This is a genomic window from Pseudomonas sp. xss_2, assembly GCF_043104195.1.
GTDB lineage: Bacteria > Pseudomonadota > Gammaproteobacteria > Pseudomonadales > Pseudomonadaceae > Aquipseudomonas > Aquipseudomonas urmiensis.
The window spans coordinates 25,318-42,829 of record NZ_JBICKL010000102.1 but is presented as its reverse complement, the minus strand read 5'-3'; the positions used below and the strand labels follow the sequence as shown (position 1 = coordinate 42,829).

Here is a 17,512-nt window from a genome sequence, read left to right as displayed (position 1 = left end):
GCAGGCGACACAAGAGCCTCCGTGATGAAAAGCCAAACCATCCGCCGCTGGTCCGCGATCCACACCTGGAGCAGCCTGATCTGTACGCTGTTCTTGCTGTTGCTGGCACTCACCGGCCTGCCACTGATCTTCCACCACGAGCTGGAACACCTGCTCGGCGATGCCCCTGAGCTGCGGCAAATGCCCGCCGACACCCCGCACCTGGATCTACAGCAGTTGGTGCTCAAAGCCGAGCAACATCGTCCCGGCGAGGTCATGCAGTATTTCGGCTATGACGAGGACGAGCCCAACGGCGTGATCGCCATCACCGCCGCCAGCGCGGCCAGCGACCCTAACGACTCGCACACCTTCATGCTCGACGCCCGTACCGGCGAGGCGGTTGCCATGCCTGCGGCCAATGGCGGCTTGATGATGACCCTGCTGCGCCTGCACGTGGACATGTTCGCCGGCCTGCCCGGCAAACTCTGGCTAGCGTTCATGGGCGTGCTGTTCGTCTTGGCGATCATCTCCGGCACCGTGCTCTACGCGCCCTTCATGCGTCGCCTGGAGTTCGCCACGGTGCGCCGGGACAAGTCACGCCGGCTGCGTTGGCTCGACCTGCATAACCTGATCGGCGTGGTCACCCTGACCTGGGCGCTGGTGGTCGGAGTCACCGGTGTGATCAGCGCCTGCGCCGACCTGGTGATCGCTGCCTGGCGCAACGAAAGTTTGACGGCCATGGTCGCGCCCTACCGCAATGCGCCAGCGCTGACAGAACGTGCCCCCGCCAGTCGCCTGCTGGAAATCGCCGAACACGCAGCGCCTGGCATGCACCCCGACTTCATTGCCTTTCCCGGCACGCGCTTCTCCAGTGAGCACCACTATGCGGTGTTCATGAAAGGTGCCAGCCACCTGACCTCGCACCTGTTCACCCCAGTACTGATCGACGCCAAGACCCTTGAGGTCACCGCAGTCGGCGACCGACCGTGGTACATGGATGCCCTCGGTCTGTCGCAGCCACTGCACTTTGGCGACTATGGCGGACGACCGATGCAAGTCCTCTGGGCGCTGCTCGATGTCCTGACCATCATCGTTCTCGGCAGCGGCCTGTACCTGTGGCTCGCCAAGCAGCGCAAACCCCGTGAGGCCAAGGCATGAGCCACAAGTCGCAAGCGACCGCACGGATCTTCGCCTGGCCGGCTCTGATTGGCTTGCTCGGCGCCCTAGGATTGTTCGCCGCGTTGCTCGGTGACGGCTGGTGGGATGGGCTGTCCTGGGTTGGGCTGGGCGTTCCTGCATGGCTGGGCATACGTGCTCTGCTGCGGCGCTGAGGTATCTGGGTAACGCCAAGACCTGGTAACTTCGCGGCAACATGGGTCACCCTCACCCATGGAGATACCGCGTGACGCCGCTGCTGCTGCTCCAGGCACTCGACGCCAAACTGCCCGCCCTAGTGCCGCCATTACCTGGTGTTGAACACCACCTCAACCAGTGTCTGGCGAGCCTCTTTCCAGCGCTGAGTATCACCGCCCGCACCCTCCACTTTGGCCGTTGGCGGCTACTGGACCTGGTTGGTTTGCACTTGTTCGACGGCGGTACCTTCACGCTGCCAGTCGCCACTCAAGCCCGGCATGATGCCTACCCGCAGCTGCGCCTGCCGGGCGATTTCAGTACGCGGATCGGTAGCTTTTGCACAACAATTCGCCAGACACTGCATGCCGATCTGGCAAGCTATTGGCTGGAACGCGACAGCAAGGGGCTGAGCCGTGAAGTCCGCGTGGCCTCTTTGCGCCGCGAACAATTATTCACCGAAGTACGCTTACGCCTCAGTGACCAGACCCTCTCGCCAGAACATGCTCAGGTGCTCACCACTTGCCTTGAGTTGGCGCTGCCCTGGCAACGCCGTCACCTGCCAGCCACCCGCCGCCCTCAGCTGTATCGCCCGCTGCTTTGCGGCACAGCGCCGCACTGGCGCAGCCATTTACCAGGTGTATTGATCCTGACTGAACAAGGTCCGGAGGGGCGCTTGCTCGATGATCAAGAGCCGGTCGGTCGCGTGATTCTGTGTAGTATCGCGCATGGCATCGAGGCATTCGACAGCCTTGCCGAGCTGCATGTGGAGCTATGCGAACGTCTCGAAGATCAACAACAGAACGCCCCCCTGTGCAAACTGCTGGTCGAGCCTGAGCAACAGCGGCGTACTTACCGAGCTGAGCGCCTGCGTTATGACTGGTATAGCGAAGACCTTGCACAGTCACAGGCATTGGCTATTCGCAACGCCCATGCACAGCGTTTGACACTGGCCTGGCAGAACGCGTTCGGACGCGGCCTGCAGCGTGACATCGAGCGGCTCGACGCCGAACTGGCCACCAGCCTGGATCTGCGCCATGAGCTGAGCAGCCAGGGCCCTCTGGCCACTCGCTACGGGCTGCTGCTGGAACAACACTTGCCCAACTGGTTGCGCACTACCAGCCAACAAGGTGTTGCGCACATCATGCAAGCGATGCAGGAACAAGTCGCAGCCATTCAGGCAGCCGCCGCGCCGGGCATCCTCACCCTGGAGCAGTTCAACCAGCGCCACTCGTTGATGGCCTGGGTGCGGGCGCGTCTGCGCGAGTTCTTGCGACGCGACCCTGGCATCGATACTGACCCACAAGATGTTCGCATTAGCGTGACCCTGGCGCGCCGAGTCGGCCCTCTGCCCAATCCGCTCGACAGCAGTGGCTACATTCCTGTGGTCAGTCGCCCGCAGGCAGGCAGCACCGTCGAACTGGTCAACCACACCTATCGGCTGGACGAGCTGGCACTGCTCAATATCGCTTGGTTCGATGTCGATTACTGGCTGACCGCCCGGGTGCACCTGGACACCGACCAGGTCTTACCGGCGCTTACCCCGCTGAGGGTCAAACAGATCATTCGACACTTGAACGCTGGCAGCGGTTATCAGGCTTATCTGCGTACCCAACTGCTCGATTCGCCGCAGGGTCGATGGCGCCAGCAAGCCCATGGCCAACTCAACCGCGCGCGGATGAATGCCGAGGCGGTAAAGGCACGCTACGCAGGCCACTTTCAGCGCGATACGTTCGAACAAGGGTATGGCTGGGCGAGCACTGTGGTCCACGCACCCGATAGCCATACCCGCCCACATTACAACGAGCAACAAGTGATCGTGCGTCAGATGCTGATTCAGGAGCAGACCCTGCAGGGCGTGCTGTTACTGGTCTCTCCCGAGAACTCGAACCGCATCGTGGTCTACTGCCCCGACGCACCGGACCGTCGCCCATGGCGTGAATACACCAATGCCCGGGCGATGATCCGTGCCGTGCGCAATGATGCAGGGCTGCGTCGCTATGTCTTGCAGCGTTTGCCCTTGGGCAACGGCAAAGCCTTGGAAAACCTGCTGCTAAAAGGGCGTCTGGGCTCGCATATCAAGCTTCAGACCATCACCGGCGACCTTTACCAGGCCAGCTACCGGGCCGAGGTGAACTACATGATGGCTGAAACTGACCGGGTGACCCGCAGCAACCAGGAGTTGCTGGGTGAGTACTCGGTCAATCTGCTCAGGCTTCTGCTGGATATCGTCACTCTTGTGCTGCCGCAAGCGGGCTCGATCGCGCTGGCGTTCGGACGTATGAGCATTTCCATCTGGGACGGGTTTGAAGCGTTCGAAGCAGATGACCATAGCGGCGCACTGCATCACGCCGTCGCTGCGCTTGGGCACGCAACGTCGGGCCTTAACGACATGACGGGCTCAGGGCTGATGCGTCGCGCAATGCGCGGTCTGCCAAAGCCACCGCCGGTGCCAATACCCACCCATTACGAAGCGACACCCGAAGTTGCCAGCTTACGCTACCGCATCGATGCACCTCACGGCGAAGCCGTCTATGAGAAGAGATCGACAAGCCCAGGTCTGTCTCAGTACTTCGTGAAAGACAACCTTGGACGCTACTTCAACGTCACCTTCGACGGGACGCGCTGGCGCGCCATCGATCCAGACTTGCCCAACGCCTATCTGCGGCTGCCGATCAAGCGCTGTCTGGATGGCAGTTGGGTGGTTGATTCACCGCTGCTCTGGCACGACGGGCTGCCTGATCTCCAGCAACTACTGGACGACTGCCGCCTGACATCTGCCCTGCACGGTGTTGCTGACGCAGACGATGAAAACCTGTTTGAAGAGAATTCTCAGCTCTATGTGCAGCTGGGAGCGAATCAGTTTTCCGTGCGCCGCCATCTGCTCAAAAGCCACTACCACCTGGTAATGCCTGAAAGCCTGCGAGGCAGCGTTGCCGCTTGGGCGGTACTGCGCTGGCAAGATGACCAGTGGCGCATCCGGGTGCGCCAAACCGGCCGCAGCAGCGACTGGCTGGCGCTTCCGGCAGCTTACTCGGCAAGCCTTGGCAGCAGCTGATCGATACGTTGATGCAGGGCACTGCCACTGGGCCAGTTGCGCAGCATCCGCGCTCGATCGCGGGAGTAGGCCGCAGCGAAGCTGAGCTGGGTGGCGTGCTGGCACATGGCGTCGAGATCGATCAGCGACCACTGGCCGTTCTGCCAGAACAGGTTGTGGCCCTTCATGTCGCCATGGCTGATGCGCTCGCGGATCAGTTGCTGCATGAGGTGGACCAGTGCCTGCAGCTGCTCTTGGGGTGCATCACCACTGTCGATATAGGGCTTGAAGCACTCGATCAGGTCTGGCCCATCGGCATATTCGGTCACCAGGTAGGCACGACTGCGCAGGCCCATGACCCGTTGTTCGAGCACCGCCAGCGGCTTGGGCGTGGCGATGTCGAGAAATGTCAGGCGATGCGCCTCGATCCACGAATGCCAGGCCCGGCTCGGACGCCAGAAGCGCTTGAACCAGTGCGCGGTGTTCTTGATGTTGTAGCGTTTGAGCACCAACTTGCGCCCCTCTACCTCGACCCGGGCGACACTGGCCGCGCCGCCGGTTTTGTACAGATGGCCCTGGTCGATCAAGGCGTCGGCCTGCTCCAGCACCGGTAGCATGGCCTCGACTTCCGGCCGGCGGATCGCCCGCAGGCCAGACAGGGTACGCTGCACGCTGAACAGGGTGCACTCGCGACCGGCCTTATCCAGGTAATCCTTCAGGCGCCAGGCACGGACCTTGTCGACCTGCTTTTGCAGGGCTTCCAAGGGCAGCGCATGCTCGCCGTTAGCCAGCAGATAGTGCACCAGCAACTCTTCGATAAACGGCTCCAGGCGCTTGGGCAACTGGGCGAAGAACACCCCAAGGTTTTCCAGCACGCGCTGGCGCGAGAGGTTTTGCCCTGGCGTCTCGGCTTTGATCCCGGCGCCGTCGATCAGGTACAGGCGGCCGTTGTGACGCAACAAGTTGTCCAGGTGCAAGTCCGTTTGCCAGAGGCCTTTGGCATGCATCTGCGCCACCGCAGTCAGTGCCTCGCCGAGCACCAGGTGCTGCTCGTCGGCCAACGGCGGCAGCGCTTCGACTTCGGCCCAGGCATCGCCCAAGCTCTCGGCGCCTTCGAGGAACTCGAACAGCAACCAGCCGCCCTCGCCTTCCTTAAGGCCGTCGGCCAGCAGTTGCGGGGTGGTCAGGCCCTGTGCAGCCATCAGCTTGACGCCTTCGAGCTCACGCTGGAAATGCCGGGCAGCGTTGTTGCCGACCAACAGCTTGGCCAGCACCGGAGTGCCGCGCCAGATACCTGCACCGACGTAACGCTGGCCGGGCAGCACGCGCAACAAGCTGAGCAGTTGCAGCTCGGCACTGCCTGCGGCGTCGGCCAGGGTCACGCTCAGCGGCAAAGCCGGGCTGCGCCCGGCCGCTTTCAATTCAGACAAACGCATCAACGTGCCTCTTTTTCACGACGGCGGCGCACCAGGCGCTGCAGCCAGGTCGCCACCAACGGGCTGTCGGCGGGCTGCTCAAGATAGGCGGCCAGCATGCTGCGCACATCACCCTCGCTCCAGGCGCGGGTGCGACGCAGCAGTGGCTCCAGGTCCTTGAGCCGGTCACGCATGCCCAGCAGCAGTGGGCGGGTCTTTTCCAGGTCGATCAGCTGCGCTTGCCAGCCTTCGCGGCGCTCACGCAGGAAGATGTGCTTGGGATAGAAGCAGCCATGCACCTGCCCCGCGGCGTGCAGGGTGCGCGCCAGCTGACCACAGGCCTGGAGAATTCCTAGGCGCTTCTCGGCAGCCAGCAGCGGCCATTGCTCGAGCAAGCTGTCCAGGTCGCTCCACTCGTCCAGGGCACGGGTCATGAGAATCGCGCGGTGCTGGCCCTTGCTCTTGCGCTCGCCATAGAACACCGCTTGCAAGGCCGGGATCTTGAGCTTTTGGTAGCGGCTGATATTGCGAAATTCGCGGGCGAAGGTCGGCTCGCCGAACGGCCGGTGCAGGGTCCGCGTGAGGTAATCGCACTGGCGCTTGAGGTAGTAGCCCTTGCCCTCGAGCTCCAGGCGAAACACGCTGCTCCAGCCGCCACGGCCGGTATTGGGTTCGTCCACGGCGTCCAGTTGCAGCGCCCACAGCGCTTCGAAATCGTTCAGGCCGTGGCGCTGCAGCAGCGCAAGATCGCCGCTGGCCAGGTAATCGGTCATTCCCTTCCCTCGAAAAAGCGCACCACTTCGCGCACCCGTTGCTTGTCGCGGGCATTGAGCCGTTGATGCCCGCGGTACTGCAGATAGAAACGCAGGCGCTGGGTGGCCGAAAGGTGGTACTTGGCAACCTTGTCCAGGCAGGCCAGGTCCTTGATGACCCGATGGCGGAGCATGAAGCCACGCCAGAAGTCACCGGTCGGACAATCGATGAAGAATAGCGTGCCCTGGTCATCTACCAACAGATTGCGCCACTTCAGGTCGTTATGGGTGAAGTGGTGATCGTGCATCACCCGGGTGTGCCGCGCCAGCTGCCGGCTGACGTGATCGACCCAGGCGCGATCGGCCAGGCGCGGATCATTGTGTTTGGCCAGCTCCGACAAATCCTCGGTACGCGGCAACTCACGGGTGATCATCGCCCCACGGCCAAAGGCCAGGCCCTTGCGCTCCAGGCCCCAGGCCACCACCTCGGCAGTGGGGATGCCCCACTTGGCGAACTGCTTGAGGTTCTGCCACTCGGCCTTGATTCGCGGCCGCCCCAGGTAGCGGCGCATGTGCTTGCCGGCCCCAGTGTAGCGTTTGACGTAGTAATTGACCCCGCCACGCTCGATGCGCACCACTTCACTGAGTGGGTCGCTGGTCAGGCGTTCGCCCTGCAGCGCGAACACCGCCTCGATACTGCCAAAATCCGCCGCCAGCGATTCATAGCCCGGCGCCAGTGTCCAACCCGCCATCAGAGCGCATCCCCATAGCGTTGTTTGCGATCGTAGAGTTTCTGCGCCTTGCGTTCGAGCCAGGCGAGCAGCGCGGCCTCGTCAGCCAGAATCTGGCGTAACGGGCGCTGGAAATAGCCGCGCAAAAAGCGCAGCTTGTCGCGGTGGGTCAGGCCGATGTCCAGCGCCGAGAAGTACAGCGCGGCCAGGTCCTTGTCGCGCCAACGGCGGCTGATGCTGGCCCGGGTCTGGGCACGGTGCAGGTCGATCACCGACAACTTCAGATCTTCTGGCGTGACCGGGCGATCGGTGTGCAACAGAAAGTGGCAGATGTAGCAGTCGCGGTGGTTGACCCCGGCGCGGTGCATGCCGCCGGTCATCTTCGCCACTTCGGCGATCAGCGCATGCTTGAGGCGCGGCAGCGGCGGCTGCTTGACCCAGTCCAGGCTGAAATCTTCCAGGCTGATGGTCGGCGCCAGCTCTTGGGTGACGATGAACGAATGCTGGGTGGCAGGATTGCTGCCGCGCTCGCCATAGGCGACGGCGGTCATGGTCGGCACGCCGACTTCGTGCAGGCGCTGGATGGCCCGCCATTCCTGGCCGGCACCCAACACCGGCAGCTTGGCGCTGAACAGGTTCTTGAAGATCTCGCCCCAGCCGATGCCGCGGTGGATCTTGACGAAATAGCCCTCGCCTTCGACTTCGGTGCGCAGCGTGCGGCGCCCTTCGAGCTCGCGGAACACTTCACCTTGCAGGCCTTCGACGGCCTCGAAGGCATCGCGCCCGGCCCACAGGCGTTTGAACGGTTCAGCCAGTATCAGCTTCATGCGTGCTCCTGGTTGAGGATCACATCGGCAGCGTGCTGCGGCATGCTGTAGAGGTCGGCGCTGTCGGCAAATGCCAGGCCATTGCGCGACCAGGCGGCGCGGGCCTCGGGATCTTCGAGCATGCGTTGCAGGTAGCGGTTGAGCTGCTCCTGCTCGAACGGCTCATCCAGCACCAGGCCGCTATCGGCCTCGGCGATGTAATGGGCATAACCGCATACTTTCGAGACCAGCACCGGCAGCCCGGCGACCAGCGCTTCGAGCAGCACCGTGCCAGTGTTCTCGTTGTAGGCCGGGTGGATCAGCATATCGGCGCCGAGCAGGAAGCGCGGAATGTCGCTGCGCCCCTTGAGGAACTGCACTTGCTCGCCCAGGCCCAGGGTCGCACTTTGCAGCTGGAACACCTTGGGGTCGTCCTGGCCGATGACCATCAGCCGGGTGCGCTTGCGCAGGGCCGAAGGCAACGAGGCCAGCGCCTTGAGACTGCGGTCGACGCCCTTGGTCTTGAACCCCGAGCCGATCTGTACCAGCAACAAGTCGTCAGCGCCCAGGTTGAACTCCTGGCGAAACTGCGCGCGAATCTCAGCGGCGTTGTCTGGCGCGCGGCGGTCCTGGGAGATACCCGGCGGCAGCAGGTGGAAACGCTCCACCGGGGTGTCGTAATGCTTGATGAACAGCGGTTGCTGCACCTCGGAAATCATCAGGATCTCGGTGCGTGCATCGCGGGCGAACACCGCTCGCTCGTATTCGGCAAAATGCCGGTAGCGGCCCCAGCGCCGGTACAGGCCACCGCGCAGGGTCTGCGCCTTGTCTTCGAAGCAGCCGTCGGCGGCGTAGTAGACGTCCAGGCCCGGCATCTTGTTGAAGCCAATCAGGCGATCGACCGGGCGCTTGGCCAGGTCAGCTTGCATCCAGGCGCTTAGCTTCTCGTTGCGCCGATGGTTGAACAGCGCCTTGACCGGCGCCACCAGTACTTCGAAGCCTGGTGGAATGTCCCCTTCCCAGATCAGGGTGTAGACCCGGATCTGATGGCCACGCTTCTGGCACTCAAGGGCAATGCGCATGAAGTCACGCTGCAGCCCGCCGAAGGGGAAGTATTTGTAAAGCACGAAAGCCAGTTGCATCAACGAACATCCTCAGCCAGCAGCAACGCGCTCAAGCGGCTCGCCACATGCTCGGGATTCAGGCGAGTGAAGCACAGCGGCCACTCGCGTTTGAGATCGAACCGGCGCAGATCCTCGGCGCTCGGTTTGTAGGTGCACTTCTTCTGCAGGCAAGGCGCGCAGGGGAAGTCGCTCGCCTGGTGGACCTGGACACGTCCATAGGCGCCGGTCAAACCAGGGTTGGTGGGGCCAAACAGCGAGATGGTCGGCACATCCAGCGCCGCGGCCAGATGGCCCAGGCCGGTGTCCACTGCCACGCAGGCCTTGGCGGCCGCCAGTACGCGGGCCACGCCGACCAGGTTCAACTTGGGCAGTACCTGGCAGTTATTCAAGCCCTGGGCGATGCGCTCGGCGCGCGCCTTCTCGGCTGGGTTACCCCAGGGCAGGCACACCTTGAGGTTGCGCCGGCCCATGCGCTCGGCCAATTCGCGCCAATAGGCTTCCGGCCAGTGCTTGGTGGCCCAGGTGGTGCCATGCAGGAACACCACGTAGGGGGCTGCCGGCGGCAATTGCAGACGATCGAGGTCCAGGCCGTAGTTGCCGATGCCTTCCGGCAAGTCATAGGCCAAGGCCAGGGCGAACAGCTGGCGCACACGCTCGACGGCGTGCTGGCCAACCGCGACCGACAGCGGCCGGTCATAGAAACGACTGGCCCAGCCTTCGCGCGCAGAGAAGCGATCGAGCCCTGCCACCGGCGCCTTGACGTAGCGGGTCAGCCAGGCCGACTTGACCAGGCCCTGGGCATCGATCACCAGGTCGTATTTGCGCTCACGCACGCGCTGCTTGAAGGCCTTCCACTCGCCGCTCTTGAGGGTCTGCCAGATATTCTTGCGCCAGCGACGGATCGCCACCGGGATGACCTGGTCGACCGCCGGGTGCCAGCTGGGGATCTCGGCGAAGCCCTCCTCCACCACCCAGTCGAAACGAATCCCGGGGATGGCGTGGGCGGCATCGGTGAGCGCTGGCAAGGTATGGATGACATCCCCCAGCGAAGATGTCTTGATGATCAGCACCCGCACTTAGTCGACCTCAGCCACGGTATCGATCAGGTTCGGCCCGGCCAGGTGCTGCAAGGCAGCGATGACCTTGCCAGGCTCCAACAGGCGCAGGCAGTTGTAGTGGCCGAACCGGCAGGTCCGGTCGAAGCATGGGCTGCAATCCAGGCCCAGGCGCACCACCTCGACCTGCTCGGCCAACGGCGGGGTGAAGCCCGGCGAGGTCGAGCCGTAGACTGCCACCAGCGGGCGGTTCAACGCAGCGGCCACGTGCATCAGGCCCGAATCGTTGGACACCACCGCGTCGGCGCAGGACATCAAATCGATGGCTTCGGCCAGCGAAGTTTCGCCTGCCAGGTTGCTCGATTCTTCACGCAGCCCCGGAATCAACCGGTCGCGGATCGACTCACCCACCGGGTGGTCGTTCTTCGAGCCGAACAGCCAGACTTGCCAGCCTTGGCGAATCATCGCATCGGCAACTTCAGCGTAATGCTCGGCCGGCCAGCGCTTGGCTTCGCCAAACTCGGCACCTGGGCACAACGCCAGCACCGGGCGATCCAGGCTCAAGCCGAATTTGGCCAGGGCGGCTTCACGGCTGGCGGCTTCGATCTGCAAGGTCGGTCGCGGGTACGGTTGAGGCAACTCGGCGCCCGGCGTATAGGCCAGGGCCATGAAGCGCTCGATCATCAGCGGATAACGCTCTTTATCGAGCTTGCGCACATCGTTGAGTAGCAGGTAGCGCATCTCCCCGCGCCAGCCGGTGCGCTTGGGGATACCCGCGAAGTACGGCACCAGCGCCGACTTGAGCGAGTTGGGCAACAGGATCGCCTGGTCGTACTGGCCAGCCAGGGATTTGCCGATGCGCCGGCGCGTCGCCAGCTCAAGTGCGCCGTGGCCAAGCGGGAAGCTCAGGGCCTGGCGTACTTCAGGCATACGCTCAAGGATCGGCCGGCTCCACTCGGGCGCCAGCACGTCGATCACGCATTCGGGGTGCTGCTGCTTCAGGCAGTGGAACAGCGTTTGCGCCATTACCATGTCGCCGACCCAGCTGGGGCCAATGATCAGTATTCTCATGCTTTGTCCAGAAACGCTCGGGGATAACCCATACCTTGCGGCAACGGCTGACATGGCAACGGGCTTGCCCGGCGATAGCATCGTTGTGTGACGACGCCATCGCCGGTCAAGCCCGCTCCCACGCAAACCGCTCGCGCGGGCTTCGAGGCGAGCCATCCCTCTTTATATTCAGGCTATATGGCGTGCAGTGTACCACTGGTGCCCTGTCGTCGCCCTGAACGCTCAACTCAGGCCAAGCTCACCCCAGATTCGCCGCACTTCGCGGCGCTCGTCGGCGAACTGGGCGGCATCGATGACCCCGGCCTGCTTCTGCAAGGCCTGGCGATGCGAGGCCGAACGGAAGGCCTTGTACACCTCACGCAGCAACACCGCATCGCTGGCGGGTACCAGGCCGGCCTGTTCGAGCTCTTCGAGAATGCGGATATTGTCGGTCCAGCGCAGTAACGCCGGGTGGTCGTGGGACCAGGCCAATGCTGCGTACTGGACCATGAATTCGATATCCACGATACCGCCGGCATCCTGCTTGATATCGAACGGCACGCCCGCATCGAAGGCGTTGCTGGCAGTGCCGGCGGCGGTGAGCTTGGTGCCGAGGTTGTCACGCATCTTGGCGCGCATCTCGCTGACCTCGACGCGCAGCTTGTCGAGGTCACGGGCCTGGCCCAGCACCTTGGCGCGTACCGCCTCGAAGGCCGTGGTCACTTGCTTGCAGCCTACCAGCACCCGTGCCCGGACCAGGGCCTGATGCTCCCAGGTCCAGGCTTCGCCTTGTTGATAACGCTCGAAGGCACCGAGCGAGCTGACCAGCAGCCCGGAAGCGCCCGATGGCCGCAGGCGCATGTCGACGTCGTACAGCTGGCCGGAGTTGGTCTGGGTGGTCAGCAGGTGAATGATGCGCTGGCCCAGGCGGGTGAAGAACTGCGCGCTGTCGATCGGCTTGGCGCCGTCAGTCTCGGCATGCAGGTCGCCATCGTGAATGAATACCAGGTCCAGGTCCGAGCCATGGCCCAGCTCCAGCCCCCCGACCTTGCCATACCCGACGATGATGAAGCCCGGGTCGCACAAGCTGCCATCGCTGCGCTTGGGCTGGCCATGGCGCGCCACGGTCTGGCGCCAGGCCAGGGCCAGCACCTGGTCGAGAATGGCTTCGGCGAGCCAGGTGAGGTAGTCGCTGACTTTCATCAACGGCAGGTTGCCGCTGATTTCCGAAGCCGCCACGCGCAGGCTGTGCGCTAGCTTGAAGTGACGCAGGGCCTCCATCTGCTGTTCCAGGTCATCTTCGGGGATGCGCGTCAGCCGCTCACGCAGCTCCGAAGCCAGCTCCGGCGCCAGTGGCGGGCTGAACAGGCGGCCTTCATTGAGCAGTTCGTCGAGCAGCAGCGGATAGCGGGCGATCTGCTCGGCAATCCATGGGCTGGCGGCGCAAAGCGTCAGCAGGCGGCGTAGAGCGCCTGGGTTTTCGGTAAGCAGAACCAGGTAAGCCGAACGCCGCGCCACCGCTTCGACCAGCGGCAGCACCCGCTCCAGTACCAGGTCCGGGTTGTCGTGCTCGACGGCCTGGGCCAGCAGGCGCGGAATGAAGGCATCCAGGCGTTCGCGCCCCAAACGCTGCATCGAGCGCAGCTGCGGGCTGGCGCGCAACCCAGCCAAACGCCGCAGGGCTTCGGCGGGCTGGCGGAAACCAGCTTCCTCCAGCTGTCTGCAAGCGGCTTCTTCGTCCTGGGCCTGCTCCCACAGCGGCGACCACTCACCGCCCACCACCAACTCGCCCTCGCCTTCGTCTTCATCCGGGTCGGCGATCACCTGGCGGAAATGCCAGTCGATGCGCCCGCGCCAGTACATGAGCTGTTCGTGGAAGCTGTGCCAGTCGGCAAAACCGAGGATGAAGGCCACCCGCGCGCGGTCGGTATCGTCTTCGGGGAGCATCTGCGTCTGGCGGTCGGCGATAGCCTGGATGGCATGTTCGGTATACCGCAGGAATTGGTAGCCTTCGCGCAGCTCGGCAACCACCGCCGGCGGCAGGTAACCCTGGCCCTCCAAGGTTGCCAAGACTTTAAGCAGTGGCCGCTGCTGCAGGCTCAGGTCACGCCCGCCGTGGATCAACTGGAACGCCTGGGCGATGAACTCCACCTCGCGGATGCCGCCCGCGCCGAGCTTGATGTTCTCGGCCATGCCTTTGCGGCGCACTTCCTGCTGGATCAGCTGCTTCATGGTGCGCAGCGCTTCGATCGCCGAGAAATCCAGGTAACGGCGGTAGACGAACGGGCGCAGCATCTCCTGCAGTTGGGCACCGGCCGTCTGGTCGCCCGCCACCACCCGCGCCTTGATCATGGCGTAGCGCTCCCAGTCACGGCCCTGGTCCTGGTAGTACTGCTCCAGTGCATTGAACGACAGCACCAAGGCACCCGCCGAGCCATAGGGGCGCAGGCGCATGTCGACGCGGAACACGAAACCATCGACGGTCACCGGGTCGAGTGCCTTGATCAGGCGCTGGCCCAGGCGGGTGAAGAACTCCTGGTTATCCAGCGAGCGTTTGACCCCTTCGGTCTCGCCGCCTTCGGGGAAGGCGAAGATCAGGTCGATGTCCGATGACAGGTTCAGCTCCACCGCGCCAAGTTTGCCCATGCCCAGCACCACCATGTGCTGCGGCTCGCCACTGCGGTTACCGATCGGTGTGCCGAACTGCTGGCAGTGGCGTGGGTACAACCATTGATAGGCTTGGTCGATACAGGCATCGGCAAGGTCCGACAGGTCGCGGCAAGTCTCGCCCAGGGCGGCCTGGCGGGTGATGTCGCGCCAGATGATGCGCAATTGCTGGCGGTTGCGCTCGCGGCGCAGATTACGCGCCAGCTCATCTTCGCTTTGCGCCGCCTGGGCCACGCTGGCGATCCGCGCACAGAGCTGGCCCGGGCCGAAGGCCTGCTCCAGTTCGCCGCTGCCCAGCAGCTCGAAGAACATGCCGGGCTCACGCTGCACCTGGCCGAGGACGAAATCACTGGCGGCGGCAACCTGATCGAACTGTTGCCGATGAGTGGCGCTCAAAGCGTCCAGGTGCAATTGATCGTGGCCAGCGACGGCATCGGTGAGCAACAGCTGGTTGCGAACGACCAGTGGTTGCAGGGCGGCAGGCAGATCGAGCGGCAAAGGCAGGCGCATGGACTATCCTTGATCGGCGTGAATCAGAGGGGTAAATGCGGTCGCGGCGATGCGGGACCACGGTTGGACTGTCATACAAAAGTTGGAAATAGCTGAAATAGTCGAATCATTGGCAAGAAACATCACGAATCACCCGCCTCGAACACACCGCCAACCAACATGAACGTTTTTCCTCACAACCCGGGGTGCGACCAAACGTCGCATTTCTGTAGTATTACTACTACCCCGACCGTCTAAAAGCATGAAATGCGAAAGCTTTTGTAGTAAAACTACACGGCGCCGGATCACACTCCGGTAATCCAAGAATTCACGACGTCTGCCCATAAGGCCAGTCGCAAACTCAGGCCCCCGATTCTGGTGGCCTTTCCGCCCTGGAGCAAGCCATGCAAGACCTCGATCCAATCGAAACCCAGGAATGGCTGGATGCCCTGGAGTCGGTCCTCGACAAAGAAGGCGAAGACCGCGCTCATTACCTGATGACCCGTATGGGCGAGCTGGCCACCCGCAGTGGTTCGCAGCTGCCGTATGCCATCACCACGCCATACCGCAACACCATCCCTGTCACCCACGAAGCACGCATGCCTGGCGACCTGTTCATGGAACGCCGCATTCGCTCGTTGGTGCGTTGGAACGCCCTGGCCATGGTCATGCGTACCAACCTGAAGGATTCGGACCTGGGCGGACACATCTCGAGCTTCGCCTCCAGTGCCACCCTGTACGACATCGGCTTCAACTACTTCTTCCAGGCCCCGACCGAAGAACACGGCGGCGACCTGATCTTCTTCCAGGGCCACGCCTCGCCTGGCGTCTACGCCCGCGCCTTCATGGAAGGCCGGATCAGCGAAGACCAGATGAACAACTTCCGTCAGGAAGTCGATGGCAAGGGTCTGTCCTCGTACCCGCACCCATGGCTGATGCCTGACTTCTGGCAGTTCCCGACCGTTTCGATGGGTCTGGGTCCGATCCAGGCGATCTACCAGGCACGCTTCATGAAGTACCTCGAAGCGCGCGGCTACATCCCGGCTGGCAAGCAGAAAGTCTGGTGCTTCATGGGCGACGGCGAGTGCGACGAGCCGGAATCTTTGGGCGCGATCTCCCTGGCTGGCCGCGAGAAGCTGGACAACCTGATCTTCGTCATCAACTGCAACCTGCAGCGCCTCGACGGCCCGGTTCGCGGCAACGGCAAGATCATCCAGGAACTCGAAGGCGTGTTCCGTGGCGGTGGCTGGAACGTCAACAAAGTGGTCTGGGGCCGTTTCTGGGACCCACTGCTGGCCAAGGACGTCGACGGCATCCTGCAACGTCGCATGGACGAAGTCATCGACGGCGAGTACCAGAACTACAAGGCCAAGGACGGCGCGTTCGTCCGTGAGCACTTCTTCAACACCCCAGAACTCAAGGCCATGGTCGAAGACCTGTCCGACGAAGAGATCTGGAAGCTCAACCGTGGCGGTCACGACCCGTACAAGGTCTATGCGGCCTACCACCAGGCGGTCAACCACAAAGAGCAGCCGACTGTCATCCTGGCCAAGACCATCAAGGGTTACGGCACCGGTGCTGGCGAAGCCAAGAACACCGCGCACAACACCAAGAAGGTCGACGTCGAGAGCCTGCGTCACTTCCGCGATCGTTTCGACATCCCGGTCAAGGACGAAGAGCTGGAAAACCTGCCGTTCTTCAAGCCTGAAGAAGGCAGCGCCGAGGCCCGTTACCTGGCCGAGCGCCGCAGCGCCCTGGGTGGTTTCGTGCCACAGCGCCGCGAGAAGAGCATCAGCATCCCAACCCCGCCACTGGAAACCCTGAAGGCGATCCTGGACGGCTCGGGCGACCGCGAAATCTCCACCACCATGGCCTTCGTGCGGATTCTGGCGCAGCTGGTCAAGGACAAAGAGATCGGTCAGCGCATCGTTCCGATCATCCCGGACGAAGCCCGTACCTTCGGTATGGAAGGCATGTTCCGCCAGCTGGGCATCTACTCCTCGGTCGGCCAGCTCTACGAGCCAGTCGATAAAGACCAGGTGATGTTCTACCGCGAAGACAAGAAGGGCCAGATCCTCGAAGAGGGCATCAACGAAGCCGGCGCCATGTCGTCGTTCATTGCTGCGGGCACTTCCTATTCGAACCACAACCAGCCGATGCTGCCGTTCTACATCTTCTACTCGATGTTCGGCTTCCAGCGTATCGGTGACCTGGCCTGGGCCGCTGGCGACAGCCGCACCCGTGGCTTCCTGATCGGCGGTACCGCCGGCCGTACCACCCTCAACGGTGAAGGCCTGCAGCACGAAGACGGTCACAGCCACCTGCTGGCCGGGACCATCCCGAACTGCCGCACCTATGATCCAACCTACGGCTACGAGCTGGCGGTGATCATCCAGGACGGCATGAAGAAGATGACCGAAGAGCAACAGGACATCTTCTACTACATCACCGTGATGAACGAATCCTACCAGCAGCCAGCCATGCCGGCCGGTGTCGAGGAAGGCATCGTCAAGGGTATGTACCTGCTCGAGGAAGACACCAAGGACGCGGCCCACCACGTTCAGCTGATGGGCTCCGGCACCATCCTGCGTGAAGTCCGTGAAGCAGCGAAGATCCTGCGTGAAGAGTTCAACGTCGGCGCCGACGTGTGGAGCGTCACCAGCTTCAACGAACTGCGTCGCGACGGCCTCGCCGTAGAACGCGCCAACCGCCTCAAGCCTGGCCAGAAGCCACAGCAGACTTACGTCGAGCAGTGCCTGAACGGTCGCAAGGGTCCGGTTATCGCATCGACCGACTACATGAAGATCTTTGCCGAGCAGATCCGCCAGTGGGTGCCGAGCAAAGAGTTCAAAGTCCTGGGTACCGATGGCTTCGGTCGCAGCGACAGCCGCAAGAAGCTGCGTCACTTCTTCGAAGTCGACCGTCACTTCGTGGTGCTGGCTGCCCTGGAAGCCTTGGCTGACCGTGGCGAGATCGAACCTAAGGTGGTGGCTGACGCCATCGTCAAGTTCGGCATCGACCCGGACAAGCGCAACCCACTGGACTGCTGAGGAGTAT

At 63.0% G+C, this 17,512-nt stretch carries 12 protein-coding genes; 4 read left to right on the top strand and 8 right to left on the bottom strand.

Features of this window, described 5'->3' with window-relative positions; all coding sequences use genetic code 11:
• The first annotated feature begins 24 nt into the window (after nt 1–24).
• The 3 genes from ACF8K2_RS24300 (at nt 25) to ACF8K2_RS24290 (ending at nt 4,387) form a co-directional block, all read left to right on the top strand.
• Complete coding sequence (locus ACF8K2_RS24300) at nt 25–1,137, top strand: PepSY-associated TM helix domain-containing protein (RefSeq protein WP_392468200.1); 1,113 nt, start codon at nt 25–27, stop codon at nt 1,135–1,137.
• Nucleotides 1,134–1,310 carry a hypothetical protein gene (locus tag ACF8K2_RS24295; protein WP_392468197.1) on the top strand — a complete coding sequence of 59 codons (177 nt, stop codon included), beginning with the start codon at nt 1,134–1,136 and terminating at the stop codon, nt 1,308–1,310. Before ACF8K2_RS24300 ends, ACF8K2_RS24295 begins: the two co-directional genes overlap by 4 nt.
• A gap of 71 nt (nt 1,311–1,381) precedes the next feature.
• Nucleotides 1,382–4,387: a dermonecrotic toxin domain-containing protein gene (locus ACF8K2_RS24290; RefSeq protein WP_392468194.1), complete on the top strand. Its 3,006-nt coding sequence runs from the start codon at nt 1,382–1,384 to the stop codon at nt 4,385–4,387.
• Here ACF8K2_RS24290 and ACF8K2_RS24285 read toward each other — a convergent pair.
• The 8 genes from ACF8K2_RS24285 to glnE form a co-directional block, all read right to left on the bottom strand.
• Nucleotides 4,360–5,802, bottom strand: a complete 1,443-nt coding sequence (locus ACF8K2_RS24285; RefSeq protein WP_392468193.1) for a lipopolysaccharide kinase InaA family protein — start codon at nt 5,800–5,802, stop codon at nt 4,360–4,362. The two genes, ACF8K2_RS24290 and ACF8K2_RS24285, sit on opposite strands and share 28 nt — an antisense overlap.
• Nucleotides 5,802–6,554, bottom strand: coding sequence for a lipopolysaccharide kinase InaA family protein (locus ACF8K2_RS24280; protein WP_186552734.1), 753 nt, complete (start codon nt 6,552–6,554; stop codon nt 5,802–5,804). The genes ACF8K2_RS24285 and ACF8K2_RS24280 overlap by 1 nt, the downstream gene beginning before the upstream one ends.
• Complete coding sequence (locus ACF8K2_RS24275) at nt 6,551–7,285, bottom strand: lipopolysaccharide kinase InaA family protein (RefSeq protein WP_392468190.1); 735 nt, start codon at nt 7,283–7,285, stop codon at nt 6,551–6,553. Before ACF8K2_RS24275 ends, ACF8K2_RS24280 begins: the two co-directional genes overlap by 4 nt.
• Nucleotides 7,285–8,091 carry a lipopolysaccharide core heptose(I) kinase RfaP gene (gene rfaP / locus ACF8K2_RS24270; protein ID WP_392468188.1) on the bottom strand — a complete coding sequence of 269 codons (807 nt, stop codon included), beginning with the start codon at nt 8,089–8,091 and terminating at the stop codon, nt 7,285–7,287. The genes ACF8K2_RS24275 and rfaP overlap by 1 nt, the downstream gene beginning before the upstream one ends.
• On the bottom strand, nt 8,088–9,212 hold the full coding sequence (locus tag ACF8K2_RS24265) for a glycosyltransferase family 4 protein (protein WP_392468186.1): 1,125 nt from the start codon (nt 9,210–9,212) through the stop codon (nt 8,088–8,090). The genes rfaP and ACF8K2_RS24265 overlap by 4 nt, the downstream gene beginning before the upstream one ends.
• Nucleotides 9,212–10,270: a lipopolysaccharide heptosyltransferase I gene (waaC, locus tag ACF8K2_RS24260; protein WP_392468184.1), complete on the bottom strand. Its 1,059-nt coding sequence runs from the start codon at nt 10,268–10,270 to the stop codon at nt 9,212–9,214. Before waaC ends, ACF8K2_RS24265 begins: the two co-directional genes overlap by 1 nt.
• The gene (waaF, locus tag ACF8K2_RS24255; RefSeq protein ID WP_392468182.1) at nt 10,271–11,320 is read right to left on the bottom strand and encodes a lipopolysaccharide heptosyltransferase II; all 1,050 of its coding nucleotides are present in this window, start codon (nt 11,318–11,320) and stop codon (nt 10,271–10,273) included.
• Nucleotides 11,321–11,542: 222 nt separating this feature from the next.
• Entirely contained in the window at nt 11,543–14,476 is a 2,934-nt protein-coding gene (gene glnE / locus ACF8K2_RS24250; RefSeq protein WP_392468180.1) for a bifunctional [glutamate--ammonia ligase]-adenylyl-L-tyrosine phosphorylase/[glutamate--ammonia-ligase] adenylyltransferase, read from the bottom strand.
• Nucleotides 14,477–14,859: 383 nt separating this feature from the next.
• Here glnE and aceE point away from each other — a divergent pair, with 383 nt between their 5' ends.
• Complete coding sequence (gene aceE, locus ACF8K2_RS24245; protein WP_186552741.1) at nt 14,860–17,505, top strand: pyruvate dehydrogenase (acetyl-transferring), homodimeric type; 2,646 nt, start codon at nt 14,860–14,862, stop codon at nt 17,503–17,505.
• Nucleotides 17,506–17,512 lie beyond the last annotated feature (7 nt).